This window comes from Zavarzinia compransoris, from assembly GCF_003173055.1.
GTDB lineage: Bacteria > Pseudomonadota > Alphaproteobacteria > Zavarziniales > Zavarziniaceae > Zavarzinia > Zavarzinia compransoris.
In genome coordinates, this window is record NZ_QGLF01000001.1 from 757,145 (window position 1) to 781,617 (window position 24,473).

Annotated in this window: 24 protein-coding genes; 20 read left to right on the forward strand and 4 right to left on the reverse strand. The window is 67.8% G+C overall.

Translation table 11 applies throughout. From position 1 onward, the window contains the following. Positions 1-2 precede the first annotated feature (2 nt). The 5 genes from DKG75_RS03790 to ppx all read left to right on the forward strand — a co-directional run bounded on the left by DKG75_RS03790 (position 3) and on the right by ppx (position 6,126). Positions 3-557 (forward strand): CDP-alcohol phosphatidyltransferase family protein, encoded by a 555-nt coding sequence (locus tag DKG75_RS03790; protein ID WP_208111934.1) that lies wholly within the window; start codon positions 3-5, stop codon positions 555-557. Next, a complete protein-coding gene (locus tag DKG75_RS03795) occupies positions 554-1,633 on the forward strand; it encodes an AI-2E family transporter (RefSeq protein WP_109919730.1) in 1,080 nt (359 codons plus the stop codon). Before DKG75_RS03790 ends, DKG75_RS03795 begins: the two co-directional genes overlap by 4 nt. After that, entirely contained in the window at positions 1,623-2,327 is a 705-nt protein-coding gene (locus tag DKG75_RS03800) for a P-loop NTPase family protein (RefSeq protein WP_133636753.1), read from the forward strand. The genes DKG75_RS03795 and DKG75_RS03800 overlap by 11 nt, the downstream gene beginning before the upstream one ends. Before the next feature lie 167 nt (positions 2,328-2,494). Next, the gene (locus tag DKG75_RS03805; protein WP_243746455.1) at positions 2,495-4,600 is read left to right on the forward strand and encodes an RNA degradosome polyphosphate kinase; all 2,106 of its coding nucleotides are present in this window, start codon (positions 2,495-2,497) and stop codon (positions 4,598-4,600) included. Between the two features lie 14 nt (positions 4,601-4,614). Beyond that, positions 4,615-6,126, forward strand: a complete 1,512-nt coding sequence (gene ppx, locus DKG75_RS03810) for an exopolyphosphatase (RefSeq protein WP_109919732.1) — start codon at positions 4,615-4,617, stop codon at positions 6,124-6,126. Here ppx and DKG75_RS03815 read toward each other — a convergent pair. The 3 genes from DKG75_RS03815 to DKG75_RS03825 are packed head-to-tail and all read right to left on the reverse strand — an operon-like array spanning position 6,123 to position 9,237. Continuing rightward, positions 6,123-6,872, reverse strand: coding sequence for a PrsW family intramembrane metalloprotease (locus DKG75_RS03815; RefSeq protein WP_109919733.1), 750 nt, complete (start codon positions 6,870-6,872; stop codon positions 6,123-6,125). The genes ppx and DKG75_RS03815 overlap by 4 nt on opposite strands. 29 nt (positions 6,873-6,901) lie before the next feature. After that, the gene (gene rnd / locus DKG75_RS03820; RefSeq protein ID WP_109919734.1) at positions 6,902-8,074 is read right to left on the reverse strand and encodes a ribonuclease D; all 1,173 of its coding nucleotides are present in this window, start codon (positions 8,072-8,074) and stop codon (positions 6,902-6,904) included. Between the two features lie 53 nt (positions 8,075-8,127). Beyond that, positions 8,128-9,237: an aromatic ring-hydroxylating oxygenase subunit alpha gene (locus tag DKG75_RS03825; protein ID WP_243746431.1), complete on the reverse strand. Its 1,110-nt coding sequence runs from the start codon at positions 9,235-9,237 to the stop codon at positions 8,128-8,130. A 216-nt stretch (positions 9,238-9,453) separates the two neighbouring features. Here DKG75_RS03825 and aspS point away from each other — a divergent pair, with 216 nt between their 5' ends. The 14 genes from aspS to DKG75_RS03895 all read left to right on the forward strand — a co-directional run bounded on the left by aspS (position 9,454) and on the right by DKG75_RS03895 (position 23,191). Next, complete coding sequence (gene aspS / locus DKG75_RS03830; RefSeq protein ID WP_109919735.1) at positions 9,454-11,235, forward strand: aspartate--tRNA ligase; 1,782 nt, start codon at positions 9,454-9,456, stop codon at positions 11,233-11,235. A gap of 99 nt (positions 11,236-11,334) precedes the next feature. Then, positions 11,335-11,973, forward strand: a complete 639-nt coding sequence (locus DKG75_RS03835; RefSeq protein ID WP_109919736.1) for a glutathione S-transferase family protein — start codon at positions 11,335-11,337, stop codon at positions 11,971-11,973. Between the two features lie 108 nt (positions 11,974-12,081). Further along, positions 12,082-12,549 (forward strand): ribose 5-phosphate isomerase B, encoded by a 468-nt coding sequence (gene rpiB / locus DKG75_RS03840; RefSeq protein ID WP_109919737.1) that lies wholly within the window; start codon positions 12,082-12,084, stop codon positions 12,547-12,549. Between the two features lie 32 nt (positions 12,550-12,581). Continuing rightward, a complete protein-coding gene (glyA, locus tag DKG75_RS03845; RefSeq protein WP_109919738.1) occupies positions 12,582-13,886 on the forward strand; it encodes a serine hydroxymethyltransferase in 1,305 nt (434 codons plus the stop codon). A gap of 70 nt (positions 13,887-13,956) precedes the next feature. After that, entirely contained in the window at positions 13,957-14,418 is a 462-nt protein-coding gene (nrdR, locus tag DKG75_RS03850; protein ID WP_109919739.1) for a transcriptional regulator NrdR, read from the forward strand. Continuing rightward, positions 14,402-15,523 (forward strand): bifunctional diaminohydroxyphosphoribosylaminopyrimidine deaminase/5-amino-6-(5-phosphoribosylamino)uracil reductase RibD, encoded by a 1,122-nt coding sequence (gene ribD / locus DKG75_RS03855; protein WP_279573910.1) that lies wholly within the window; start codon positions 14,402-14,404, stop codon positions 15,521-15,523. Before nrdR ends, ribD begins: the two co-directional genes overlap by 17 nt. 11 nt (positions 15,524-15,534) lie before the next feature. Continuing rightward, entirely contained in the window at positions 15,535-16,131 is a 597-nt protein-coding gene (locus DKG75_RS03860) for a riboflavin synthase (RefSeq protein WP_109920133.1), read from the forward strand. Continuing rightward, positions 16,128-17,261, forward strand: a complete 1,134-nt coding sequence (gene ribB / locus DKG75_RS03865; RefSeq protein WP_109919741.1) for a 3,4-dihydroxy-2-butanone-4-phosphate synthase — start codon at positions 16,128-16,130, stop codon at positions 17,259-17,261. Before DKG75_RS03860 ends, ribB begins: the two co-directional genes overlap by 4 nt. 5 nt (positions 17,262-17,266) lie before the next feature. Further along, positions 17,267-17,782, forward strand: a complete 516-nt coding sequence (gene ribH, locus DKG75_RS03870; RefSeq protein WP_109919742.1) for a 6,7-dimethyl-8-ribityllumazine synthase — start codon at positions 17,267-17,269, stop codon at positions 17,780-17,782. Then, entirely contained in the window at positions 17,779-18,267 is a 489-nt protein-coding gene (nusB, locus tag DKG75_RS03875; RefSeq protein WP_109919743.1) for a transcription antitermination factor NusB, read from the forward strand. The genes ribH and nusB overlap by 4 nt, the downstream gene beginning before the upstream one ends. Before the next feature lie 31 nt (positions 18,268-18,298). Then, positions 18,299-19,273 carry a thiamine-phosphate kinase gene (gene thiL / locus DKG75_RS03880; RefSeq protein ID WP_109919744.1) on the forward strand — a complete coding sequence of 325 codons (975 nt, stop codon included), beginning with the start codon at positions 18,299-18,301 and terminating at the stop codon, positions 19,271-19,273. Next, a complete protein-coding gene (locus tag DKG75_RS03885) occupies positions 19,270-19,743 on the forward strand; it encodes a hypothetical protein (RefSeq protein WP_109919745.1) in 474 nt (157 codons plus the stop codon). The genes thiL and DKG75_RS03885 overlap by 4 nt, the downstream gene beginning before the upstream one ends. Before the next feature lie 4 nt (positions 19,744-19,747). Then, on the forward strand, positions 19,748-20,980 hold the full coding sequence (locus DKG75_RS03890; RefSeq protein ID WP_109919746.1) for an MFS transporter: 1,233 nt from the start codon (positions 19,748-19,750) through the stop codon (positions 20,978-20,980). 114 nt (positions 20,981-21,094) lie between these two features. Next, positions 21,095-23,191 carry a sodium-translocating pyrophosphatase gene (locus DKG75_RS03895; RefSeq protein WP_109919747.1) on the forward strand — a complete coding sequence of 699 codons (2,097 nt, stop codon included), beginning with the start codon at positions 21,095-21,097 and terminating at the stop codon, positions 23,189-23,191. An 86-nt stretch (positions 23,192-23,277) separates the two neighbouring features. Here the strand turns inward: DKG75_RS03895 and DKG75_RS03900 are convergent, their stop codons facing one another. Further along, entirely contained in the window at positions 23,278-23,781 is a 504-nt protein-coding gene (locus tag DKG75_RS03900; RefSeq protein WP_166646329.1) for an outer membrane protein assembly factor BamE, read from the reverse strand. 150 nt (positions 23,782-23,931) lie between these two features. On the opposite strand from DKG75_RS03900, the gene DKG75_RS03905 reads away from it, so the two are divergent. Further along, on the forward strand, positions 23,932-24,471 hold the full coding sequence (locus DKG75_RS03905; RefSeq protein WP_109919749.1) for a ubiquinol-cytochrome C chaperone family protein: 540 nt from the start codon (positions 23,932-23,934) through the stop codon (positions 24,469-24,471). Positions 24,472-24,473: the final 2 nt, after the last annotated feature.

Below are 24,473 nucleotides of genomic sequence, written 5' to 3' on the forward strand. Positions count from 1 at the left end.
CCATGGTGAACCTTGCCAACCTGATCACCATCGGCCGGCTGATCGCGGTGCCTTTCATTGTCTGGCTGCTGCTCAGCCAGAATCACGCGACCGCCTTCTGGCTTTTCGTCGCGGCCGGGGTTTCGGACGGGATCGACGGCTATCTGGCCAAGCATTGGGGCATGGCGACGGCGCTCGGCCGCTATCTCGACCCCATCGCGGACAAGGCGCTGCTGGTCTCGATCTATGCGACGCTGGGCTGGCAGGGCCATCTGCCGAGCTGGCTGGTCCTGATGGTGGTGAGCCGCGATCTTCTGATCATCGGCGCGATCCTGCTCTCGGGCATGCTGGGCCATGCGGTCGAGATCCGGCCGGCGCCGGTCTCCAAGCTGAACACGGTGGTGCAGATCGGGCTGGTGGTCTGGGTGCTGGCGCATTTCGCCTTCGATTTTTCACCGGTTGCCGATACGGTGACCTGGATCCTGATCTGGTCGGTGACCGTGACCGTGCTGCTCTCCCTTTACCGCTATCTCGTCATCTGGCTGAACGGCATCGCCGACCTTGAGGCCGGACGGTGAGCGCGCGGCGCTATGCCCTGTTCTGGTTCGGGGCGGTCGTTCTCTTCGGGCTGACGCTGTGGGCGCTGGCCCCGGTGCTGCTGCCCTTCGTCGTCGGCATGGCCATCGCCTATCTGCTCGATCCCGTGGTCGACTGGATGGAGCGGCGCGGCATCGGGCGGACGCTGGGCACCGCCCTGATCATGGCCGGCGCCGTGCTGGTGCTGCTGATCGTCCTCGGCGCCCTGTTTCCGCTGATCAGGGACCAGGTGATCGCCCTCGGCCAGGCCTTGCCGGACCTGATCGACAAGGCCCAGGCCGCGGGCCGCCAATTGTTCGACACCATCATGTCGGAACTCACCCGCCAGCAGCGCACCGCCGTCTCCACCGGCCTGAACGAGGTCGGCAAGAGCGCGGTCACCTTCGCCGGCGACCTGATTTCCCGGATCTGGTCCGGCGGCCTCGTCGTGGTCGATTTCATCTCGATCATGCTGATCACCCCGGTCGTCGTCTTCTACCTCCTGCGGGACTGGGAAAAGATCATGGCCGCGGTCGATTCCTGGCTGCCGCGCCAGCACGCCCCGGTGATCCGCGAACAGGCCCGGCTGATCGACCAGGCGCTGGCCGGCTTCGTCCGCGGCCAGCTGGCGGTCTGCCTGATTTCCGGCGCGCTCTATGCCATCGGCTGGACCGCGGCCGGGCTCAACTTCGGGCTGATCATCGGCCTGATCGCCGGTTTCCTCGCCTTCATTCCCTATGTCGGCGGGCTGGTCGGCCTGTCGCTGGCGCTGATGATCGGGGCCGGGGAATTCGGCCTCGACTGGACGCGGCTCGGCGTCGTCTTCGGCGTCTATCTCTTCGTGCAGGGGCTGGAGGGGACTTTCGTCCAGCCCTGGCTGGTCGGGCGCAGCGTCGGCCTGCACGATCTCTGGATCATATTCGCCCTGCTGGCCGGCGGGGCCCTGTTCGGCTTTCTGGGCGTGCTGGTCGCGGTGCCGGCGGCGGCGGCGATCGGCGTCCTGGTGCGGTTCGCGCTCGGCCGCTATCTGGAAAGCGGCTTCTACAACGGCAGGGGCGAGGGCGGTGGTGGCGCCTGACCGGCCCCCGGCCGCCCAGCTGCCCCTGGACCTGCCTCATCGGACCGCGCTCGGCCGGGACGACCTGATCGTTCACGCCGGCAACGAGACCGCGGTCGGCTGGCTGCGCCGCTGGCCCGACTGGCCGGGCCGGGTGCTGGCCCTGGTCGGGCCGCCGGCCTCGGGCAAGACCCATCTCTCCACCGTCTGGGCCGACGAGGTGGGGGCCCGGCGCCTCGATCCGACGGCCTTGACCAGCGACCTCGTGCCCGCGCTGGCCGCAGGCCCTGTCCTGATCGAATCGGCCGACGACATCGCCGACGAGGAAGCCCTGTTCCACCTGATCAACCTGACGCGGGAGGAGGGGGGCAGCCTGCTGCTGACCGCCCGGGCCGCGCCGGCGCGCTGGCCGCTGGCCTTGCCGGATCTTCGCTCGCGCCTGGGCGCCGTGCCGGTCGCCGCCCTCGGCCTGCCCGACGAGGCGGTGCTGACCGCCCTGATCGCCAAGCTGCTCGCCGACCGGCAATTGAGCGTCGAGGCCCGCCTGCTCGACTGGGCGGTCAGCCGCATCGGCCGGACCCCCGCCGCCGCCCGCGCCCTGGTCGCGGCGCTGGACCGGGAGTCGCTGGCCGCCGGCGGGCGCCTGGGGCCGGGGCTGTTCCGCCGCGTCGTCACCGCCTTCGCCGAGGCGGAGTCGGATGTTACCGTTTTATGACAAATTCCTTTCGATATTGCGCCGCCATGACAGTGTCATTTTGTTAATGTAGCGTGCCTGCAGGTAATATTTAGTCCACTGAGGAGCGAACCGTGACCGAAAGCGCCCTGAAACCTGCGACCGAAGCCGGCAAGACCGCCGAACAGGACGCGCCGGGGGGCCCGGAAATCGCCCTGACCAACCCGGACCGTTTCATCAACCGCGAACTGTCGTGGCTTGCCTTCAACAACCGGGTGCTGGAAGAGGCGTGGAACGTCAAGCACCCCCTGCTGGAACGGCTGCGCTTCCTCTCGATCTCGGCCAACAATCTCGATGAATTCTACATGGTGCGCGTCGCCGGCCTGCGCGGGCAGGTCCGTGCGGGCATCGAGACGCAGAGCTATGACGGCCTGACCCCGGCCCAGCAGCTGGCCGCGATCAACGCCATGGCCGGCAAGCTGATGGACGACCAGCAGCGCTGCTGGATCGACCTGACCCGGGAATTGCGCACCGCCGGCATCCTGGTGGCCCAGCCGGACGAGTTGAACGCCGAGGACCGGGCGTTCCTGTCCAACCGCTTCCTCGACTATATCTTCCCGGTGCTGACGCCGCTGGCCATCGACCCGGCCCATCCGTTCCCCTTCCTGCCGAACCTGTCGCTGGCGATCGTCATGCAGTTCAAGCGGAAGTCGGACGGGCAGGCGATGAAGGCCCTGCTGCCGCTGCCCAGCCAGATCGAGCGGTTCATCCGCCTGCCGGGCGACGAAGTCCGCTTCATCGCCCTCGAACACGTCGTCGGCCTGTTCCTCGACCGCCTGTTCCCGAACTACGAGCTGATCGCCAAGGGCCAGTTCCGCCTGATCCGCGACAGCGACATGGAAATCGAGGAAGAGGCGGAGGATCTGGTCCGCCTGTTCGAATCGGCCCTGAAGCGCCGGCGCAAGGGCGTGGTCATCCGCCTGAAGCTCGAATCCTCCATGCCCGAGGACCTGCGCCGCTTCGTGGTCGAGGAACTGGAAGCCTCGCCGGCCGACGTCGTCGTGGTCGACGGCATCCTCGGCCTTGCCGACACCAAGCAGCTGATCACCGACGATCGGCCGGACCTGAAGTTTCAGCCCTATAACCCCCGATTTCCCGAACGAATCCGCGATTTCGGCGGCGACTGCTTCGCCGCCATCCGGACCAAGGACATCGTCGTCCACCATCCTTACGAATCCTTCGACGTGGTGGTCCAGTTTCTGCGCCAGGCTGCGCAGGATCCTGCGGTGGTCGCGATAAAGCAGACCCTCTACCGCACCTCGAACGACAGCCCGATCGTCAAGGCGCTGGTCGAGGCGGCGGAAGCGGGCAAGGTGGTGACCGCCCTGGTCGAGCTGAAGGCCCGTTTCGACGAAGCCGCCAACATCAAATGGGCGCGCGACCTCGAACGTGCCGGCGTCCAGGTCGTCTACGGCTTCCTCGAACTGAAGACCCACGCCAAGATCAGCCTCGTCGTCCGGCGCGAGGCGGGGCAGCTGGTGACCTATACCCATTTCGGCACCGGCAACTATCACCCGATCACGGCGCGCATCTATACCGACCTGTCCTATTTCACCGCCGATCCGGTGCTGGGCCGCGACGCCGCCTATCTGTTCAACTTCCTGACCGGCTATGCCCGGCCGGAACTGCTGGTGAAGCTCTCCGCCTCGCCCGATACGCTGCGCCCGACCTTGATGCGCCTGATCGACGAAGAGATCGAGCACGCCCGCGCCGGCCGCCCGGCCCATGTCTGGGCCAAGATGAACAGCGTGGTCGATCCGACCATCATCGACGCGCTCTACCGTGCCTCCCAGGCCGGGGTGAAGATCGAGCTGATCGTGCGCGGCATCTGCTGCCTGCGTCCCGGTGTGCCCGGCCTGTCCGAGAATATCGAGGTGAAGTCGATCGTCGGCCGCTTCCTCGAACATTCGCGCATCGTCTGCTTCGGCGCCGGCCACGACATCCCGTCGGAACACACCAAGGTCTTCATCTCGTCGGCCGACTGGATGCCCCGTAACCTCGACCGGCGCGTCGAGACCCTGGTGCCGATCCTCAATCCGACCGTACATGCCCAGATCCTCGACCAGATCATGATCGCGAATCTGAAGGACGAGGCGCAGTCCTGGGTGCTGAAGTCGGACGGCTCCTTCGCCCGCGTTACCGTCAAGGACGGCGGCTTTTCGGCGCACAATTACTTCATGACCAATCCGAGCTTGTCGGGGCGTGGCAAGGCGCTTAAGACCGGCCAGGCACCGCGTCTGGTGCTGGATACCTGATAGCCTGGATCGTGATGAGTATTGCCGAGGCAGCAACGCAGCGAACACGCGGAAAACATGGCGGACGGGTCGGGGTCGTCGATATCGGCTCCAACTCCGTTCGTCTGGTGGTCTATGAAGGCGGCGGGCGCAACCCTGCCGCCATGTTCAACGAAAAAGTCCTGGCCGGTCTCGGCCGGCGCCTGGGCTCGACCGGGCGGCTGGACGAGGATGGCCTGAAATCGGCCTATGCCGCCCTGGAGCGCTTCACCGCGCTGTCCCGGGTGATGGGGGTCAGCCATCTCGATATCGTCGCCACGGCCGCGGTCCGCGATGCCAGCGACGGGCCCGATTTCGTCACCCGCGCCAGCGAGATCGCGGGCATGCCGGTTCGTGTGCTCTCGGGCCAGGAAGAAGCCTATTTCTCGGCCGAGGGCGTGCTCTCGGCGATTCCCGATGCCGATGGCCTCGTCGGCGATCTCGGCGGCGGCAGTCTCGAAGTCGTATTGGTCGGCAAGGGGCAGGTGGGGGCGCAGGCGACCATGCCGCTCGGCCCCTTGCGCCTGATGGAAGCCGCCCAGGGCGACCGCGCCAAGGCGACCGAGATCATCGACCAGGCCCTGGCCGGCCTGCCCTGGCTCGACCAGGTGCGGGGGCGCAGTTTCTATGCCGTCGGCGGGGCGTGGCGGGCGCTGGCCAAGATCCATATGGCGCAATGTTCCTATCCCTTGCGCGTGCTGCATCACTACCGCATCCAGCGCGGCGATGTCCGCGACCTGTCCCGGGTGATCGCCAATCTCTCGCGCGAGAGCCTGGAGCGCATCTCGGGCCTGTCGCGCCGGCGCCTGGACACGCTGCCCCTGGCCGCGCTGATCCTCGACCGGGTGCTGAAGGCGGCCAAGCCGCGCGATGTCGTCTTCTCGTCCTATGGCCTCCGCGAGGGCCTGCTCTACAGCCGGCTGCCCTCGCGCGAGCGGGTGCTCGATCCCCTGATCGAGACCGCCTGCGAAGTGGGCGCCCGCATGGGCCGCTTCGCCGAACACGGCGACGAGATGGCGCGCTGGACGGAAGACCTCTTCGCCGGGGAAAGCCCGGCGGAGGCACGGCTGCGCCGGGCTGCCTGCCACCTGTCCGATATCGGCTGGCGCGGCCATCCCGACTATCGCGCCCAGCAGAGCCTGTTCGAGATCCTGCGCGGGCCCTTCGTCGGCATCGATCACCAGGGCCGGGCCCAGGTGGCGCTGGCGATCTATGCCCGCTACGACGGCGATCCGGAGGCGGGCGCCTGCCGCCAGGCTTCCGCCGTGCTGGACGAGCGCCAGGTCCTGCGCGCCCAGGTCATGGGCAGCGCCTTCCGCCTCGGCCATGTGCTGACCGGCGGCACGCCCGGCGTGCTGCACGAATGCCCCCTGGAGTTCCGGGACGAGGCCCTGGTCCTGACCCTCGCGCCGCGCCATGCCGATCTCGACGGCGAAGTGGTGCAGCGCCGGCTGGCCACCATCGGCCGCCTGCTCGGCCGCGCCACCCGGGTGGAACGGCCAGCCTAGCCCCGCAGCTCGTGCGGGCCGGCGGCGAGGCTTGCCGCCGCCGTGCCTGCCAGCATCGCCTGCTGCTCGCGCCGCAGGCGCCGTTGCAGGCGAAGCGCCCAGACCACGGCAATGATCAGCGTACCGAGGCCGAGCACGATCCAGGCGATATCGCCCGAATAGGACGTGGCCAGCAGGCCGAGGTCATAGAGCCCATGCAGGACCATGGGCACCAGATAGGCGGCGAAGAGCATCGAGCGGCGCCGCGCCGGCTCGAAATGGGCGCGGGCGATATAGAAGCCCATGATGGCGCCGAAGGTGGCATGAGCCGGCACCGCGGTGAGGGCGCGCAGGATGGCGATGCTCAGCCAGCCGTCGCCGCTGCCGATGACATAGGCGATGTTTTCGAGGGTGGCGAAGCCGAGCGAGGCGACGACGCCGTAGACGAGCCCGTCCATCGGTTCGTCGAATGCTTTGAGGTTGCGGGCGAAAGCGACCAGAACCGCCAGTTTGAACGCTTCCTCCGGGATCGCGGCCAGGATGAAGCCCTCGGTCGCGGCGCGGGCGATCGGGGCGAGAAGGTCCGGCTGCAGGACCTCGGTCAGGGGGGCGGCAAAGACGAGGACGGGAATGACCGTGAGCACGCCGAAGAAGAACGTCCCGAGAATGCCGCCGAGCGGTTCCGGAAAGCGGTCCCCGAAGATGAAATAGACCAGCAAGATCAGGGACGGCAACACGGCCGCCCCGATCATGATCAGCGCCGTCATCGCCCCCCCTGTTCAGCGGCCCTGCGGACCTAAGCCTCTTTTCCCAGCCGGATCAGGCGGATGCGCCGCCCCTCGGCGGCCAGCGCCAGCTTGCCGTGCTTCAGGGCCAGGGCCTGCTCGCCGAAGACTTCGCGCCGCCAGCCGCGCAGGGCCGGGACATCGGCCGCATCGTCGCCCGCGATCTGTTCGAGATCGGCGGTATTGGCGACCAGTTTCTGGGCGACGCCATGGTCCTCGCACTGAAGTTTCAGCATGACCTTGAGAAGCTCGACCAGCGGCCCGACGCCGCGCGGCGGCTCGACCGTCTTCTCCGGCTCCGGCAGGTCACTGTCCGGACAGTTCAGGCCGCGCAGCACGGCTTCGAGCAACGAGGGGCCGAGCTTGCCGTCGGCAAAACCCTTGGGCACGCCGCGCGACTGCTTCATTTCCTCGATCGAGGCGGGCGGGTGGGCCGCCAGTTCCAGCAGGGCGTCGTCCTTCAGCATGCGGCCGCGCGGCAGGTCGCGGGCCCGGGCCTCGAGTTCGCGCCAGGCCGTGACCTCGCGCAGGACGGCCAGGAAGCGGCGGTTGGTGGTCCGGGTCTTGATCCGCTGCCAGGCTTGTTCCGGCTCGACGATATAGGTCGCGGGGTCCATCAGGACCGCCATCTCGTCGTTCAGCCATTCGGTGCGGTCGCTGCGTTCCAGTTCCGCCCAAAGGGTCTCATAGACTTTGCGCAGGTGGGTGACGTCGCCGATGGCATATTGCAATTGCCGCTCGGTCAGCGGGCGGCGGGTCCAGTCGGTGAAGCGCGACGATTTGTCAAGGGCGGCGCGGGCGATCTTGGCCACCAGGGTCTCGTAGGACACGCTGTCGCCATAGCCGCAGACCATGGCCGCCACCTGGGTATCGAACAGGGGTTCCGGAATCCGGCCGGACAGGCGCAGGAAAATCTCGATATCCTGGCGGGCGGCATGGAACACCTTCAGGACCTTGGGGTCGACCATCAGGTCGAGCAGGGGCTGAAGGTCGATCAGGGGCGCCAAAGGATCGATGATCGCCGCGACGTCGGGGCCGGCGACCTGCACCAGGCACAGTTTCGGCCAGTAGGAATTGTCGCGCAGGAACTCAGTATCGACCGTGACATAGTCGGCGGTTTTCAAGCGATCGACGAGGGCGGTCAGCGCGGCGCTGTCGGTGATGTGGATAAAGCCCTTGGGCATCGGAAAATCGTTCGTCCCTTCAATACATTATAAGGCGTTCCTGATTGTGGATATCAGGAACGCCAGCGCAGCACCCGCGCTTTGACCGGATTCTTGAAGTCACGCCCTTCCGCCTTGGCGCGGGCGAATTCCTTCTTCAGGAGATAGTACCACTTGGCCTGGGTATCGGCGTCTTCGAGCAGCATCAGCGAGGGATTATGGGCAAGGCCCGCCTGCTGCATGGTGACGACGGCGCCGTCCTGCTTCAGGAAGGTGCGCGCGAAATGGCGCAGCACCGGCTTCAGCAGGGTGATCCAGGGCATGGTCCAATACATGGTCTGGGTGATCTCGCAACTGGTCGGGGTCAGCGGCGTGATCGTGGTGATGCCGGCGAAACGGTGCCGGCCGACCGTGATCTCCTCGGTCCGGACGCCGGGCAGGCGGAAGGCGATCTCCGTCTCCGGCTTGCCGCCGAGGAGCCGGTAGGCGAAGGAGTTGCTCGACGGCGCATGGCGCACCATGGTGAAGCCGAGCGCGGAGGGGGCGAAGGCTTTGGCCTTCTCATGCATGGAGGCTTTGGTCCGCCACCACCAGGAGCGGTGGACATAGGGCCCATGGGCGGGATCCATCAGGCCGACCACCGCATCGTCGAGCGGGCAGGGGAAGACCATCGTCTCGATATGCGAGGGGCGGGCATCGGGGGCGAAGCCGGGCACGTCCGGCACCGGCGTCGCCGCCGCCGCCGCCTCGTCGCCGATGAAGATCCAGACCAGCCCGTGCTGTTCGGCGACCGGGTAGCGGCGCACCTTGATGCGGTCGATCCGCACCGCCTGGTCGGCGGTCAGGGCCGGAATCGCGGTGCAGGTCCCCGTGCCGTCGAAACGCCAGCCGTGATAGCAGCATTCGACTTCCCGGCCGTCGAACCGGCCGCAGGACAGCGGAATGCCCCGGTGGGGGCAGAGGTCGCGCAGCGCGAAGACCTTGCCGTCCGCGTCGCGGGCGAAGAGCACGGGCTCGCCCAGGATGGTCTTCGCCTGCATGCGGCCCGGCTTCAGGCCGCGGCCCGGCAGCGCCATGTACCAGAGGTCGCGCAGCCAGACCGGCGCATCGATCCCGCGGGCCGGGCGCATTTCGCTGCCGGCGATCTCGGGCGAGGGGGCGATCGACAAGGGCTGATCGGTCAAAATCGGTTCCAGCGGTACAGGGTCGGCACTGTTTCGCTTGTTAGCAAATTTCTCCGCGAAATGCGCTAGCGGCCATGGCCTGCGGCGATTTTTACGAAAAGGGCCGATATATCGGCGATCGGGCGGCGGAATTTTAGCCGCTAAAGGGCAGTGCCCGGCTTGCTAAGCCGCGCCCGCGACCGTAAAACCCGGCGATCGCATCGGAGTCGTTAAACCATGCACGCCTATCGCACGCATACCTGCGGCCAGCTGACCGCTGCCGACATTGGGTCGACCGTCCGGGTTTCCGGCTGGGTCCATCGCAAGCGCGACCACGGCAATCTGCTGTTCGTCGACCTGCGCGACCATTACGGCATCACCCAATGCGTGATCGAGATCGACGAGGGCGCCGCCGCCTTCAAGACCGTCGAGGTGCTGCGTGCCGAGTCGGTGGTCACCGTCACCGGCCGCGTGGTGAAGCGCGCCGAGGGCACGGAGAACCCGAACCTCGCGACCGGCGCCATCGAAGTGCGCATCGCCGAGATCGCGGTCCAGTCGGCGGCGGAAGAATTGCCGATGCCGGTCTTCGGCGACCACGACTATCCGGAAGACATCCGCCTGAAGTACCGCTTCCTGGACCTGCGCCGGGACAAGCTGCACCAGAACATCATCCTGCGCTCGAAGGTGATCGCATCCCTTCGCCAGCGCATGATCGAGCAGGGCTTCATGGAATTCCAGACGCCGATCCTGACGGCGTCGTCGCCTGAGGGCGCCCGCGACTTCCTGGTCCCCAGCCGCATGCACCCGGGCAAGTTCTACGCGCTGCCCCAGGCGCCGCAGCAGTTCAAGCAGCTCCTGATGGTCGCCGGCTTCGACCGCTATTTCCAGATCGCCCCCTGTTTCCGCGACGAGGATGCCCGCGCCGACCGCAGCCCCGGCGAATTCTACCAGCTCGATCTCGAGATGAGCTTCGTCACCCAGGACGACGTCTTCGCCGCGGTCGAGCCGGTGGTCGCCGGCGTCTTCCGCGAATTCTCGACCAGGGCGATCGCCGAGGGCTCGTTCCCGCATATCGCCTATCGCGATTCCATGCTCTGGTACGGCAACGACAAGCCGGACCTGCGCAACCCGCTGAAGATCGTCGACGTCTCGGAAATCTTCCGCGGCTCGGGCTTCGGCATTTTCGCCAAGGCGGTGGAGCAGGGCGCGGTGGTGCGCGGCATCCCGGCCCCCGGCGCCGGCAGCCAGCCGCGCAGCTTCTTCGACAAGCTGAACGACTGGGCCCGCTCGGAAGGCGCGGCCGGCCTCGGCTATGTCATTTTCGAGGGCGAGGCGGGCAAGGGCCCGGTGGCCAAGAACATCGGCCCCGAGCGCGTGGCGCAACTGAAGGAACTCGCCGGCCTCAAGGACGGCGACGCCATCTTCTTCGCCTGCGACAAGGAATTGCCCGCGGCCAAGCTGGCCGGCCTTGCCCGCACCCGCATCGGTACCGAGCTTGGCCTGATCGAGCAGGGCGTGTTCCGCTTCTGCTGGATCGTCGACTTCCCGATGTTCGAATATGACGAGGACGAGAAGAAGATCATCTTCTCGCACAACCCGTTCTCGATGCCCCAGGGCGGCATGGAGGCGCTGCTGACGCAGGATCCGCTGACCATCAACGCCTATCAGTACGACATCGTCTGCAACGGCATCGAACTGTCGTCGGGCGCGATCCGGAACCATCGCCCGGACATCATGCTGAAAGCCTTCGAGATCGCCGGCTATCCGGCGGACGAGGTCGAGCGCCGCTTCGGCGGCATGCTGAACGCCTTCCGCTATGGCGCGCCGCCCCACGGCGGCATCGCGCCGGGTGTCGACCGCATGGTCATGCTGCTGGCGGACGAGCCGAACATCCGCGAGGTCATCGTCTTCCCGATGAACCAGAAGGCGGAAGACCTGATGATGGGCGCGCCGGCCGAGGTGACGCCGAAACAGCTGCGCGAGCTTTCGATCCGCCTCGCCCTGCCCGAGAAGAAGTAAGCGGCGCGAAGGCCGGCCCCTCAGGGGGGCTGGCCTTCGCCAGCCGAACGAGTCATCGTCCGGCCCGGACCCTGAACCACAGGGCGAGGGAGGATAATCATGATTCTGTACGGTGCCATTCTGTCGCCCTTCGTGCGCAAGGCGCTGCTCGCCTTGAAGGAAAAGGGCCTGGCCTTCGAGCATCAGATGGTGATGCCGGGCGACAAGTCGCCGGCCTTCCGCGCGCTCAGCCCCTTCGGCAAGATCCCGGCGTTTGCGGACGGCGACTTCAAGATCTGCGACTCGACCGCGATCGTCACCTATCTCGACGCCAAATATCCCGAGACGCCGGTGCTGCCCGCCGATCCGGCGGAACGCGCCCGCGCCATCTGGTTCGAGGAATTCTCGGACACCATCGTCGGCGCCCAGGTCGGCGCCCTGTTCTGGAACCGGGTGGTGGCGCCCCGCTTCATGGGCCAGAAGGGCGATGACGCCGCCGCCGACAAGGCCGAGCGCGAAGGCCTGCCGCCGATCCTCGACTATCTGGAGACCCAGATCCAGGCGAACAACCTGCTGGTCGGCCAGACGGTTTCGATCGCCGATCTTTCCCTCGGCGCCCAGTTCGTCAACCTCGCCTATGCCGGGGTCGAGGTCGATGCGGCGAAATACCCGAAGCTCGCCGGCTATCTGGCGGTGATCCAGGCCCGTCCGGCCTTCATCGAGGTGCTGGCGGCGGAAAAGGCGCTGATGGGCGGCTGACGTTTCGCCGCATGGCAGCCATGCCGTACCCATAGTGTGCGGCATGGCATTGCCTCTCGACATCTGGTAAGTTCCGGCCCCTGCTTCACTTTCGGAAGGCGCTTCGCCGTGACTGTCATTGCCCTGGCGTCCGATCATGCCGGCGTCGACCTGAAATCCTTCCTGGCGGACGAACTGAAGGCTCGGGGCCTGGATGTGCTGGATCTCGGCACCAATGGCCCGGCCTCGGTCGATTATCCCGATTACGGCTATGCCCTGGCCGCGGCGGTGAAGGACGGGCGGGCGGAACGCGGTGTCGCCATCTGCGGTTCGGGCATCGGCATTTCCATCGCCCTCAACCGGGATCCGGCGATCCGGGCCGCGCTCTGCCACAACGGCCTGCTCGCGCGGCTGTCGCGCCAGCACAATGATGCCAATGTGCTGGTCCTCGGGGCACGCATGATCGGGCTGGAAGTGGCGCGGGACTGCCTTGCAGCCTTTCTGGACACGCCCTATGAAGGGGGCCGTCATGCCGGCCGGGTCTCCAAGTTGAGCTGTCCGCCGCCGGCGGGCGGGCCTGCCGGCTCGTCCTGCTGAATCTTTTCGAACACTAAGTGCGAGGTCCGCCAATGACCGCGACTCCTGCCGCCAATCTTTCGAACACGTCGCCGTTCTTCGGCGGCAGCCTTGCCGAGCGCGACCCCGTGCTCGCCCATGCGATCGATCTCGAACTGCACCGCCAGCAGAATTTCATCGAGCTGATCGCCTCGGAGAACATCGTCTCCCGCGCCGTGCTCGAAGCGCAGGGCTCGGTGCTGACCAATAAATATGCCGAGGGCTATCCGGGCCGGCGCTACTACGGCGGCTGCGAGGAAGTGGACAAGGCGGAAGCCGCGGCGATCGAGCGCGCCTGCCAGCTGTTCGGCGCGACCTATGCCAACGTCCAGCCCCATTCGGGCGCCCAGGCCAACCAGGCGGTGTTCTTCGCCCTGCTGTCGCCCGGCGACACGTTCCTCGGCCTGAACCTTGCCGCCGGCGGTCACCTGACCCATGGCGCGCCCGCCAACCAGTCGGGCAAATGGTTCAAGCCCGTGCCCTATTCGGTGAAGCCCGACACCCACCAGATCGACTACGACGAAGTCGAGGCGCTGGCGCTGGAGCATAAGCCGAAGCTGATCATCGCCGGCGGCTCGGCCTATCCGCGCCAGATCGATTTCGCCAAGTTCCGCGCGGTCGCGGACAAGATCGGCGCCTATTTCATGGTCGACATGGCGCATTTCGCCGGCCTCGTCGCCGGCGGCGCCCATCCGAACCCGATCGAGCATGCCCATGTCGTGACCACCACCACGCATAAGACCCTGCGCGGCCCGCGCGGCGGCATGGTACTGTCGCGCGATGCCGACCTCGGCAAGAAGATCAATTCGGCGGTCTTCCCGGGGCTTCAGGGCGGCCCGCTGATGCATGTCATCGCCGCCAAGGCGGTCGCCTTCGGCGAGGCGCTGCAGCCGGAATTCAAGACCTATGCCCGCCAGGTGGTGGAAAACGCCAAGGCGCTGGCCGAGCGGCTGAAGGGCCATGGCTTCGATCTCGTCTCGGGCGGCACCGATACGCATCTGATGCTGGTCGATCTGCGCCCGAAGAAGCTGACCGGCAATATCGCCGAAAAGGCGCTGGACCGGGCCCAGATCACCTGCAACAAGAACGGCATTCCCTATGATCCGGAAAAGCCGATGGTGACCTCGGGCATCCGTCTCGGCACGCCGGCCGGCACCACCCGCGGCTTCGGCGTCGCCGAATTCCAATATGTCGGCGACCTGATCGCCGAGGTGCTGGACGGCCTTGCCGCCAACGGTGTCGAGGGCAATGGCGCGGTCGAGAAGGCGGTCGCCGACAAGGTGACCAAACTCTGCGCCGAATTCCCGATCTACGGTTAATCTGTCCGGATACGGTGCCGCGCGGGGCTGGCGCGGCACCGCGATCTTGGGGTGAGGGGGACGACGAGAGATGCGCTGCCCGTTCTGCGGCCATGAAGAAACCCAGGTGAAGGACAGCCGTCCCACCGAGGACAATGCCGCCATCCGGCGCCGGCGCTTCTGCCCGGGCTGCGGGGCCCGCTTCACCACCTTCGAGCGGGTGCAACTCCGCGAGATCACCATCGTGAAGAAGAGCGGCCGGCGCGTGCCCTTCGATCGCGACAAGCTGGCCCGCTCGATCATGATCGCCATGCGCAAGCGCCCGGTCGAGCCGGAGCGGGTGGAGCGGATGATTTCCGGCATCGTGCGCCGGCTGGAATCCATGGGCGAGAGCGAAATTCCGTCCGATCTCGTCGGCGAAATGGTGATGGAGGGCCTCGCCTCCATCGATTCCGTCGCCTATGTCCGCTACGCTTCGGTCTATCGCAATTTCCGCGAAGCCAAGGATTTCGAGACCTTCGTCGGGCGGCTGGCCGGTGCGGACAACGACTGAGCGTTTTAACGAAACCGATCGCCGCCATATGACGGCGGCGCTGACCCTGGCCCGCCGGGGGCTGGGCAATGTCGCGCCCAATCCGGCGGTCGGCTGCGTCATCGTGCGCGAGGGCATCGTCGTCGGCCGGGGCTGGACCCAGCCGGGCGGCCGCCCCCATGCCGAGACCGAGGCGCTGGCCCGCGCCGGCGCCCTGGCCCGCGGCGCCACCGCCTATGTGACGCTGGAACCCTGTTCCCACCACGGCAAGACCGGTCCCTGCGCCGAGGCGCTGGCGAAGGCCGGCATCGCCCGCGTGGTGGCGGCCACCATCGATCCCGATCCCCGCGTCGCCGGCCGGGGCATCGCCCTGCTGAAGGCGGCGGGCATCGTCGCCGAGGTCGGCTGCCTGGAACAGGAAGCCCAGCGCGTCAACGCCGGCTTCTTCGGCAGGTTGGACGGCCGCCCGCTGGTCACCCTGAAGCTGGCGACCAGTCTCGACGGCTGCATTGCCACGCGCACCGGCGACAGCCAGTGGATCACCGGCGAACAGGCCCGCGCCCGTGCCCATCTGATGCGCGCCCAGCACGATGCCATCATGATCGGGGTGGGCACGGCGATCGCCGACAACCCGCAATTGACCTGCCGGTTGCCGGGCCTGGCCCAGCGCTCGCCGGTCCGGGTGGTGGCGGACGGGCGCCTGCGCCTGCCCCTGACGCATTACCTTGTGCGCACGGCGCGCGAGGTGCCGACCGTGCTGTTCTGCGCGCCGGGCAATTCCCCGGAGCGGCGCAACGCCTATGCCCAGGCCGGGGTCGAGGTGGTCGAGGTGGCGGCGGATGCCTGCGCCCGGCCCGATCCCGCCGGCATGATGAAGCATCTGGCGGAAAAGGGCGTCACCCGGGTCATGGTCGAGGGCGGCGGCCAGCTCGCCGCCAGCGTCATCCACGCCAGGCTGGTCGATTTGCTGTTCTGGTTCCGGGGGCCGGTCGTCATCGGCGAGGAGGGGCGGGCGGCGGTTGCGGCGCTCGGCCTCGACAAACTGGCCAGGGCGCCGACCTATGCGCTGGACGCGGTCGAGCGTCTCGGGGACGACCTATTGGAAATCTACCGCCTATCCCGTTAAGAGTGGCGATCATGTTCACAGGTATCATTACCGACGTCGGCCGAATCGCCGCCGTCAGCCATCGCGGCGACACCCGCTTTCGCATCGAGACCGCCTATGACATGGGCGGCGTGCTGATCGGCGCGTCCATCGCCTGTTCGGGCGTCTGCCTGACCGTGGTCGACAAGGCCCCCGGCTGGTTCGAGGTCGATGTCTCGGCCGAGACGCTGCGCAAGACCAAGCTGGGCGACTGGCGGCCGGGCAGCCCGGTCAATCTCGAACGCTCGCTGAAGGTGGGCGACGAGATGGGCGGCCATATCGTCACCGGCCATGTCGACGGCCTTGCCACCATCAAGTCGGTCACGCCCGAGGGCGACAGCGTGAAGATCTTGATCGAGGCGCCGGCGGGCTTCGCCCGCTATGTCGCGGCCAAGGGCTCGATCGCGCTCGACGGCGTGTCGCTGACCGTGAACGGGGTCGAGGGCGCCGATTTCTGGGTCAACGTCATTCCCCATACCCAGGCCATGACCACCTTCCGCCGCGATCTGGCGCTGCCGGGCACCCGGCTGAATTTCGAGATCGACGTGCTGGCGCGCTATGTCGCCCGGTTGCAGGAGTGGCGGGCATGAGCGGCGAATATGCATCCTGCCTGTCGCCGATCGAGGACATCATCGAGGATGCCCGCAACGGCCGCATGTTCATCCTGGTCGATCACGAGGACCGGGAGAACGAGGGCGACCTCGTCATCCCGGCGCAGATGGCGACGCCCCAGGCGATCAATTTCATGGCCCGCTATGGCCGCGGCCTGATCTGCCTGTCCATGACCCGGCAGCGGGTCGAGCAATTGGGCCTGACCCTGATGAGCCGGGACAACCTGTCCCGCCACCAGACCGCCTTCACCGTCTCGATCGAGGCGCGGGAAGGGGTGACCACGGGCATTTCCGCCCATGATCGGGCCCATACCATCGCGGTCGCCATCGACCCCTCGCGCGGGCCGCAGGATCTGGCGACGCCGGGCCATGTCTTCCCGCTGGTCGCCCGCGACGGCGGCGTGCTGGTCCGCGCCGGCCATACCGAGGCGGCGGTCGATGTCTCGCGCCTGGCCGGGCTCAACCCGTCCGGCGTGATCTGCGAGATCATGAACGACGACGGCACCATGGCCCGCCTGCCGGACCTGGTGCAGTTCGCCCAGCTCCACGGCCTCAAGATCGGCACCATCGCCGACCTGATCTCCTATCGCCGGCGCTGGGACAATCTGGTCACCAATGTCGGCGCGACCGAGATCGATTCCGCCCATGGCGGCATCTTCCGCACCCTCGTCTACCGCAACAAGGTCGACGGCACCGAGCATCTGGCCCTGGTGAAGGGCGATATTACCGGGCCCGAACCGGTCCTGGTGCGCATGCATACGGTCAATGTCTTCGAGGATCTGCTGGCCGACCGCCGGGGCCGCACCAGCCCGCTTTCCGCCGCCATGGACGCGGTCGGCGAGGAGGGGCGGGGCGTCGTCGTCCTGATCCGCGACAGCCGCCAGACCGTGCTCAGCGAATTCGTCGGCAAGCGCGGCAATCCGGGCGCCTCCAGCCCGAATGCGCCGCTCGCCGCCAGCGAATTGCGCGATTACGGCATCGGCGCGCAGATTCTGCTGGACCTCGGGGTCCATGAAATGATCCTTCTCTCCAACACGCGGCGGACCATCGTCGGGCTTGAGGGCTACGACCTCAAGGTCACCGGCCACCGTCCGCTCAACATCGGCTGACAGACATGCACCCCAAGGCGAGCGACGCCGGCGACCCGAACCTGCCGCGGTCCGGCGGCACCGGCAGTCCCCATCTCCTGATCGTCGAGGCGCGCTTCTACGAAGCGATCCTGGACGAGCTTTTTCTCGGCGCGGCCGCGGCGATCGAGGCCGCGGGCGGCAGCTGGGAACGGATCACCGTTCCGGGCGCGCTCGAAATCCCCGCCGCCATCCGCATCGCGGAACAGGGCAGCATCAACCGCGCCAACCGGGTGCGGCGGATCGACGGCTATGTCGCCCTCGGCTGCGTCATCCGCGGCGAGACCAGCCATTTCGACTATGTCTGCGGCGAAAGCGCCCGGGGCCTGATGGATCTCGGGGTTTCGCTCGGCCTTGCGGTCGGCAACGGCATCCTGACGGTCGAGAACGAGGACCAGGCCTGGGCCCGGGCCAATCGCCACGAGATGAACAAGGGCGCCGGTGCCGCAGCGGCGGCGCTCGCCCTGATCGACCTGCGCCGGCGTTTCGGGGTGGCCCCGTGAGCGGCAATCCCCCCGCCCGGCGGCCCAAGCCCGGGGTGAAGGCGCGCAGCGCCGCCCGTCTGGCGGCGGTCCAGGCGCTTTACCAGATCGAAGTCACCGGGCGGCCCGCCGTCGGCGTGATCAAGGAATTCGTCGCCCATCGCCTGGGCGCCGAACTCGACGAGGGCGAGAAGCTGCACGATGCCGACCAGGATTTCTTCGGCGACCTCGTGCGCGGGGCCACCGAGCGCCGGGCCGAGATCGACGACCTGATCGCCCCCGCGCTGACCGCCGACTGGCCGCTGGACCGGCTGGATTCGATCCTGCGCGCGACCCTGCGCATCGCCGTCTACGAATTCCTCGCCCGCGTCGATGTCCCGGCCAAGGTGGTGATCAACGAATATCTGGACGTTGCCCACGCCTTTTTCGCCGGCAGCGAGCCTGCCTTCGCCAATGGTGTCCTGAACACCCTGGCGCGGCGCCTGCGGCCGGCCGAATTCAGCTGAACGGCGCAGGGCCGGGCACGGACGGGCGGGCATGAACGAATTCGAGACCATCGCCCGCCTGTTCCTGCCCCTGACCCGGGGCGAGCCGGGGGCCTTCGGCCTGGGCGACGATGCCGCCGTGCTCTCGCCCCGGCCCGGTTTCGACCTGGTCCTGACCAAGGACGCCATCGTCGCCGGCGTCCATTTCTTCCCCGACGACCCGCCCGAGACGATCGGCGCCAAGCTGATGCGGGTCAATCTTTCCGATCTCGCGGCCAAGGGGGCGGTGCCGCGGGCCTTCCTGCTCGCCGCCGCCTTTCCGCCCGACGCCGGGCCCGGCTGGGCGCCGGCCTTCGCCGCCGGCATCGGCGCCGATCTCGAGGCCTTCGGCGGCGCCCTGATCGGCGGCGACACGGTCTCGACCCGGGGCCCCGCCTTCTTCTCCCTGACCGCCATCGGCGAAGTGCCGGCCGGCACCATGATCCGGCGCCGGGGCGCGCGGGCAGGGGATCTGGTCTGCGTTTCCGGCACGATCGGCGATGCCGCGCTTCATGTCGCCCGCAAGCTCCGGGGCCGGGCGGTGCGGGGCGAGGCCCATCTCGCCGCGCGCTACCTGAAGCCCGAGCCGCGCCTCGCCCTCGGGCAGGCGCTGCGCGGGATCGCCCATGCGGCCTGCGACATTTCCGACGGGCTGGTCGCCGACCTCGGCCATCTGTGCACGCAATCCGGGGTCCGCGCGGTGATCGAGGCGGGGCTCGTGCCCCTGTCGCCGGCCGCGGCCGCCAGCATCGCCGCCGATCCCGCCCTGGTCGAAACCGTGCTGACCGGGGGCGACGACTACGAGCTGGTCTTCGCCCTGCCGCCGGAAGCGGATGTCGCGGCGCTGGCCGCCGTCACCCCGGTCACCGTCATCGGCCGCTTTGAGCCAGGTCAAGGTGTCGAGCTGCGCGATCCGTCAGGCTTGCCTCTCCAATTGACGCGGACCGGCTGGCAACACCCGGTGGGCCGGGACGAGGCCGGGGCATGAAGCGGATCATCATCATCCTGGTCGCCGGGCTGCTGCTGGCGGGCATTGCCGTCGCCGGGCTCTATTTCGGCGGTTTCATCCTGCAGGCGCCGGCCGCGGCTGAGACGGAGGCCGCGCCGCCGCCGCCCCCGGCGACCCTGCCCGTGGTGCCGGACAGCGCCCTGCTCGAATTGAAGAACGTCATGCTGCCGGCCAACCGCGGCGGGCGCTTCCGCAACTACATCAATTTCGACTTCAAGGTCGAGGTGAAGGACGAGGCAACGGCCCTGCAACTGAAGCAGCGGGTCGCCCATATGCGGGCCGCCCTGGTCGCCGATTTTTCCGTCGAGCCGATCGAGACCCGGGACGGGCCGGCGGATTTCGACGATGCGGTGATCCGGGCCCGGGTCCTGGCGGCGCTGCGCCGCGCCGCCGGCGAGGATATCGTCCAGGACGTGCTGATCGATCGCGTCCTTCCGGTGAAGGGCTAGGGCGATGGCGGCGGCGTTCGAACGGCGGAACGTGCTGCTGCTCGGCCTCGGCCAGGCGCTCTACGGCACCGCGACCACGATCCTTTTCACCTTGAACGGGCTGGTCGGCCATATGCTGGCCGCCGACAAGGCCCTGGCCACCTTGCCGGTGACCGCGGTCATGGTCGGCGCCGCCCTTTCGACCGTGCCGGCGGCCCAGGTCCATCGCCTGTTCGGGCGGCGCGTCGGCTTCGTGCTGGGGGCGCTGGCCGGGGCCCTGGGCGGAGCCGGCTACGGGCTCGGCATCTGGCTTGGGGATTTCTGGCTGTTCACCGCGGCGGCGCTGGTGACCGGCTGGTATTTCGCCAATGCCCAATTCTACCGCTTCGCCGCCGCCGAAGCGGCGGCCGAGGCGCGCCGGCCCCGGGCCATCAGCCTGGTGATGGCCGGCGGCGTGGCGGCGGCCCTGGCCGGCCCCGAACTGGTGAAATACAGCAAGGACCTCGTCCTCGGCCTGCCCTTCATCGGCGCCTATGGCGTCGTGGTCGTGCTCGGCCTCGTCGCCATGGGCCTGATGTCGGCCCTGCGGCTGGCGCCGCCGCCGGCCGCCGACCGGCACGACAGCGGCCGGCCCCTGGCCGTGATCCTGCGCCAGCCGCGCATGCTGGCGGCCCTGGCCACAGGAATCGCGGCCTATGCCTCCATGAGTCTCGTGATGACGGCGACGCCGATCGCCATGGTCGCCTGCAGCCTGACGGTGGAGGATGCCGCCTTCGTCATCCAATGGCATTCGCTGGCCATGTTCGCGCCGTCCTTCTTCACCGGCCGGCTGATCGAGCGCTTCGGCGTGATCCCGGTGATCGCCGCCGGCCTCGTGCTCATTCTCGCCTGCACCGCGGTCGCCCTGGCGGGGGTCGCGCTCGAACATTTCTGGGTCGCCCTGGTGCTGGTCGGGCTCGGCTGGAATTTCGCCTTCGTCGGCGCCACCAGCCTGGTCACCACCTGCTACGAGCCGGCGGAACGGACCAAGACGCAGGCCGCCAACGATTTCCTCGTCTTCGGCGTCGTCTCCGGCGCCTCGTTCCTGTCGGGCGTGCTGCTCAACTGGACCGGCTGGGACGGCGTGCCGGTGGCGACCTTGCCGCTTGCCCTGCTGGCCCTGGTGCTGCTGCCGCTGGCCGCGGGCGGGCGGGTGAAGCCGCCGGCGCAGCCGGTTCATGCCTGCTGCTGCGGCGGCACCTGTGACCACGGTGATTAACCTTACGTGGATTGCCGGATTGCGTCTTCTCTGTCACGGTTCTCGCGGGTAGAAGCGGGGGACCGAGGGTAAGTCGCCCATCCCAGGCAGCCCGAGGAAACAAGCGGGGAGATCATGGACACAACCATCGGCCTTTGGATCGTCATAGGGTGCGGCGTGCTTGCCCTTCTCTATGGTGCCCTGGCGGCGCGCTCCGTACTGTCGCGCGACGCCGGAACCGTGCGTATGCAGGAAATCGCCAGCGCCATTCAGGTCGGCGCCAAGGCGTATCTCAATCGGCAATATCGCACCATCGCCCTCGTCGGGCTCGTCGTCATCGTCGCCCTTTATCTGCTGCTCGGGCCGCTCGTCGCCATCGGCTTCGTGGTCGGCGCCGTGCTCTCGGGGGCGGCGGGCTATATCGGCATGAATGTCTCGGTGCGTTCCAACGTGCGCACCGCGGCCGGCGCCCGCGACGGCCTCGCCAATGCCCTCGGCATCGCCTTCAAGGCGGGCGCCGTCACCGGCATGCTGGTGGTCGGCCTCGCGCTGCTCGCGGTCGCCGTCTACTACTACGTTCTCCTGCTGCTCGGGGCGACGGGGCGCGACCTGATCGATCCCCTGGTGGCGCTCAGCTTCGGTGCGTCGCTGATCTCGATCTTCGCCCGTCTCGGCGGCGGCATCTTCACCAAGGGGGCCGACGTCGGCGCCGACCTCGTCGGCAAGGTCGAGGCCGGCATCCCCGAGGACGACCCGCGCAACCCGGCCGTGATCGCCGACAATGTCGGCGACAATGTCGGCGACTGCGCCGGCATGGCCGCCGACCTGTTCGAGACCTATGCCGTCACCCTGGTCGCGACCATGGTGCTGGCCTCGATCTTCTTCGTCGCCGATCCGGCGCTGGCCGCGAAGATGATGCTCTACCCGCTCGCCATCGGCGGGGTCTGCATCATCACCTCGATCATCGGCACCTTCTTCGTCCGCCTGGGCGCCAGCCAGTCGATCATGGGCGCCCTCTACAAGGGGCTGATCGTCACCGGCGTGCTGTCGGCGGCGGCGCTGTGGCCGATCACCCAGGTGGTGCTGGGCGACATGACCACGGCCTATACCGGCGGCGGCCATGCCTTCACCGGCACGGAGCTGTTCATCTGCGGGCTGATCGGCCTTGTCGTCACCGGTCTCATCGTCTGGGTGACGGAATACTATACCTCCACCGCCTTCAGGCCCGTGCGCTCCATCGCCCAGTCCTCGACCACCGGCCATGGCACCAATGTGATCCAGGGCCTTGCGGTCTCGATGGAAGCGACTGCGGCCCCGGCCGTGATCATCTGCGTCGGCATCGTCGCCACCTACCAGCTCGCCGGCCTGTTCGGCATCGCCATCGCGGTGACCACCATGCTGGCGCTCGCGGGCATGGTGGTGGCGCTGGACGCCTATGGTCCCGTCACCGACAATGCCGGCGGCATCGCCGAGATGGCCAACCTGCCGCCCGACGTGCGCAAGACCACCGACGCCCTCGACGCGGTCGGCAATACCACCAAGGCGGTTACCAAGGGCTATGCCATCGGTTCCGCCGGCCTGGCCGCCCTGGTGCTCTTCGCCGCCTATACCGAGGACCTGAAGGCCTATTTCACCGACATCAAGGTGACCTTCGACCTGTCGAACCCCTATGTCGTCGTCGGCCTGCTGGTCGGCGGCCTGCTGCCCTATCTGTTCGGGGCCATGGGCATGACCGCGGTCGGCCGCGCCGCCGGCTCGGTGGTGGTCGAGGTGCGGCGGCAGTTCAAGGAGATCAAGGGCATCATGCAGGGCAAGGCCAAGCCGGACTACGGCAAGGCCGTCGACCTGCTGACCAAGGCCGCGATCCGGGAAATGATCATCCCCTCGCTGCTGCCGGTGCTGGCCCCCGTGGCGCTCTACTTCGTCGTGCTCGCGGTCGCCGACAAGCCGGCCGCCTTCGCCGCCGTGGGCGCCATGCTCATGGGCGTGATCGTCACCGGCCTCTTCGTCGCCCTGTCCATGACGGCAGGCGGCGGCGCCTGGGACAATGCGAAGAAATACATCGAGGAAGGCCATCACGGCGGCAAGGGTTCCGACGCCCACAAGGCGGCGGTGACCGGCGATACCGTCGGCGATCCCTACAAGGACACCGCCGGCCCCGCGGTCAACCCGATGATCAAGATCACCAATATCGTCGCCCTGCTGCTGCTGGCGATCATCGCTCACGTCTGAGCGGACATGAACTGAGCGGACAAACGAAAAGGGCCGGCAGTGCCGGCCCTTGAGGGCCGCCGGTGCTGCCGGCGGCTTTTTTTTCGTCAGTTGCGGGGCAGGGTGCCGCCGGGCATGGGCGCGGTCGTGCTGCCGCCCGAGGGCGCGTTGAAGCGGCCGAGATTGCCGAACAGCTGCTGCCAGATGGTCAGTTCGTTGCCGAGCGTCGCGGTCTTGTCCGGGTTCATCGCCACTTCCTTGCCGTCCGCCTGGTCGAGGCGGCTGACTTCGGTGACATTGCCGGCGGCATCGAAGGAAACGATCAGCACCGCCTGGTTGGTGACGGAGTCGCGCTGGAAGGCGATTCGCTCGGTGCGGGCGGAAATATAGTACCAGGCGCGATCGTCGAAATTGGACACGGTCGACGGCGTGCCGAGGAGGCGGGCGACGGATTCCTTGTTGTCCACGCCCGGGCGGATGGCGGAAACCGCGGTTTCGTCGGGGCGCCAGCCGCGGTCGTCCACGATCGGCGTGCAGGCCCCGATGGCAAGCGCGGCAAGCACGGCGGCAACGGCCGGGAAATGCTTCAGGGGTGAGCGGTCAGCGGCCATGGGTGACAAAAGTCCGTCGAGAGGCGCGACGCGGCGTCCCGCGTCGGGCATGAATAGAGACGTGGCACCTTGTCATTCGCGTCGAGACCTGTCAATTCGACGGAACAGGGCGGCCCGGCGGCGCGGCCCGGCTTTGAGGTGAATGTTCCGATGCTGCACAAGCTGTTCAACCGGCAGGACCAGCGCATAGCGGCGACGCTTTACGCGGCGGCGGTGAGCCGTGCGCGGACCCCGGTGTTCTATCGCCAGTTCCGCGTCGCCGATTCCATGGACGGCCGCTTCGACATGGTGACCCTCGAGGTCGTCGTCCTGCTCAACCGCTTCAAGGGCGAGACCGACAAAAGGGTCCGCCGCCTGTCCCAGGGCATCTTCGACATGATGTTCACCGACATGGACCGGACGCTGCGCGAACTCGGCGTCGGCGACCAGGGCGTGCCGCATCGGGTGAAGAAAATGGCCCAGGCCTTCTACGGCCGGCTCGGCGCCTATGACAATGCCCTTGCCGCCGGCGACGACGTGGCGCTGACTGAAGCCCTGAAGCGCAATCTCTATCGTGGCGCCGAGATCGCACCGGATATCCTGGCCGGGTTTGCCGCCTATGTCCGGGGCCTCGCCGCCTTCTATGCCGCCGCGCCGCTGGACGGTTTCCATGCCGGACAGCTGCCGCCCGCCCCCTTGCCCGAGGAGTGAGT

Coding starts and splice junctions, on each gene's coding strand:
- rnd (WP_109919734.1), bottom strand. CDS start 8,074: ATGCCCAAGGGCTTTATCCACATCACCGACAGCGCCGCGCTGACCGCC.
- DKG75_RS03905 (WP_109919749.1), top strand. CDS start 23,932: ATGCTGCACAAGCTGTTCAACCGGCAGGACCAGCGCATAGCGGCGACG.
- nrdR (WP_109919739.1), top strand. CDS start 13,957: ATGCGCTGCCCGTTCTGCGGCCATGAAGAAACCCAGGTGAAGGACAGC.
- thiL (WP_109919744.1), top strand. CDS start 18,299: ATGAACGAATTCGAGACCATCGCCCGCCTGTTCCTGCCCCTGACCCGG.
- DKG75_RS03815 (WP_109919733.1), bottom strand. CDS start 6,872: ATGACGGCGCTGATCATGATCGGGGCGGCCGTGTTGCCGTCCCTGATC.
- DKG75_RS03890 (WP_109919746.1), top strand. CDS start 19,748: ATGGCGGCGGCGTTCGAACGGCGGAACGTGCTGCTGCTCGGCCTCGGC.
- DKG75_RS03895 (WP_109919747.1), top strand. CDS start 21,095: ATGGACACAACCATCGGCCTTTGGATCGTCATAGGGTGCGGCGTGCTT.
- glyA (WP_109919738.1), top strand. CDS start 12,582: ATGACCGCGACTCCTGCCGCCAATCTTTCGAACACGTCGCCGTTCTTC.
- DKG75_RS03860 (WP_109920133.1), top strand. CDS start 15,535: ATGTTCACAGGTATCATTACCGACGTCGGCCGAATCGCCGCCGTCAGC.
- DKG75_RS03900 (WP_166646329.1), bottom strand. CDS start 23,781: ATGGCCGCTGACCGCTCACCCCTGAAGCATTTCCCGGCCGTTGCCGCC.
- DKG75_RS03790 (WP_208111934.1), top strand. CDS start 3: ATGGTGAACCTTGCCAACCTGATCACCATCGGCCGGCTGATCGCGGTG.
- ppx (WP_109919732.1), top strand. CDS start 4,615: ATGAGTATTGCCGAGGCAGCAACGCAGCGAACACGCGGAAAACATGGC.
- DKG75_RS03835 (WP_109919736.1), top strand. CDS start 11,335: ATGATTCTGTACGGTGCCATTCTGTCGCCCTTCGTGCGCAAGGCGCTG.
- ribH (WP_109919742.1), top strand. CDS start 17,267: ATGCACCCCAAGGCGAGCGACGCCGGCGACCCGAACCTGCCGCGGTCC.
- aspS (WP_109919735.1), top strand. CDS start 9,454: ATGCACGCCTATCGCACGCATACCTGCGGCCAGCTGACCGCTGCCGAC.
- DKG75_RS03885 (WP_109919745.1), top strand. CDS start 19,270: ATGAAGCGGATCATCATCATCCTGGTCGCCGGGCTGCTGCTGGCGGGC.
- ribB (WP_109919741.1), top strand. CDS start 16,128: ATGAGCGGCGAATATGCATCCTGCCTGTCGCCGATCGAGGACATCATC.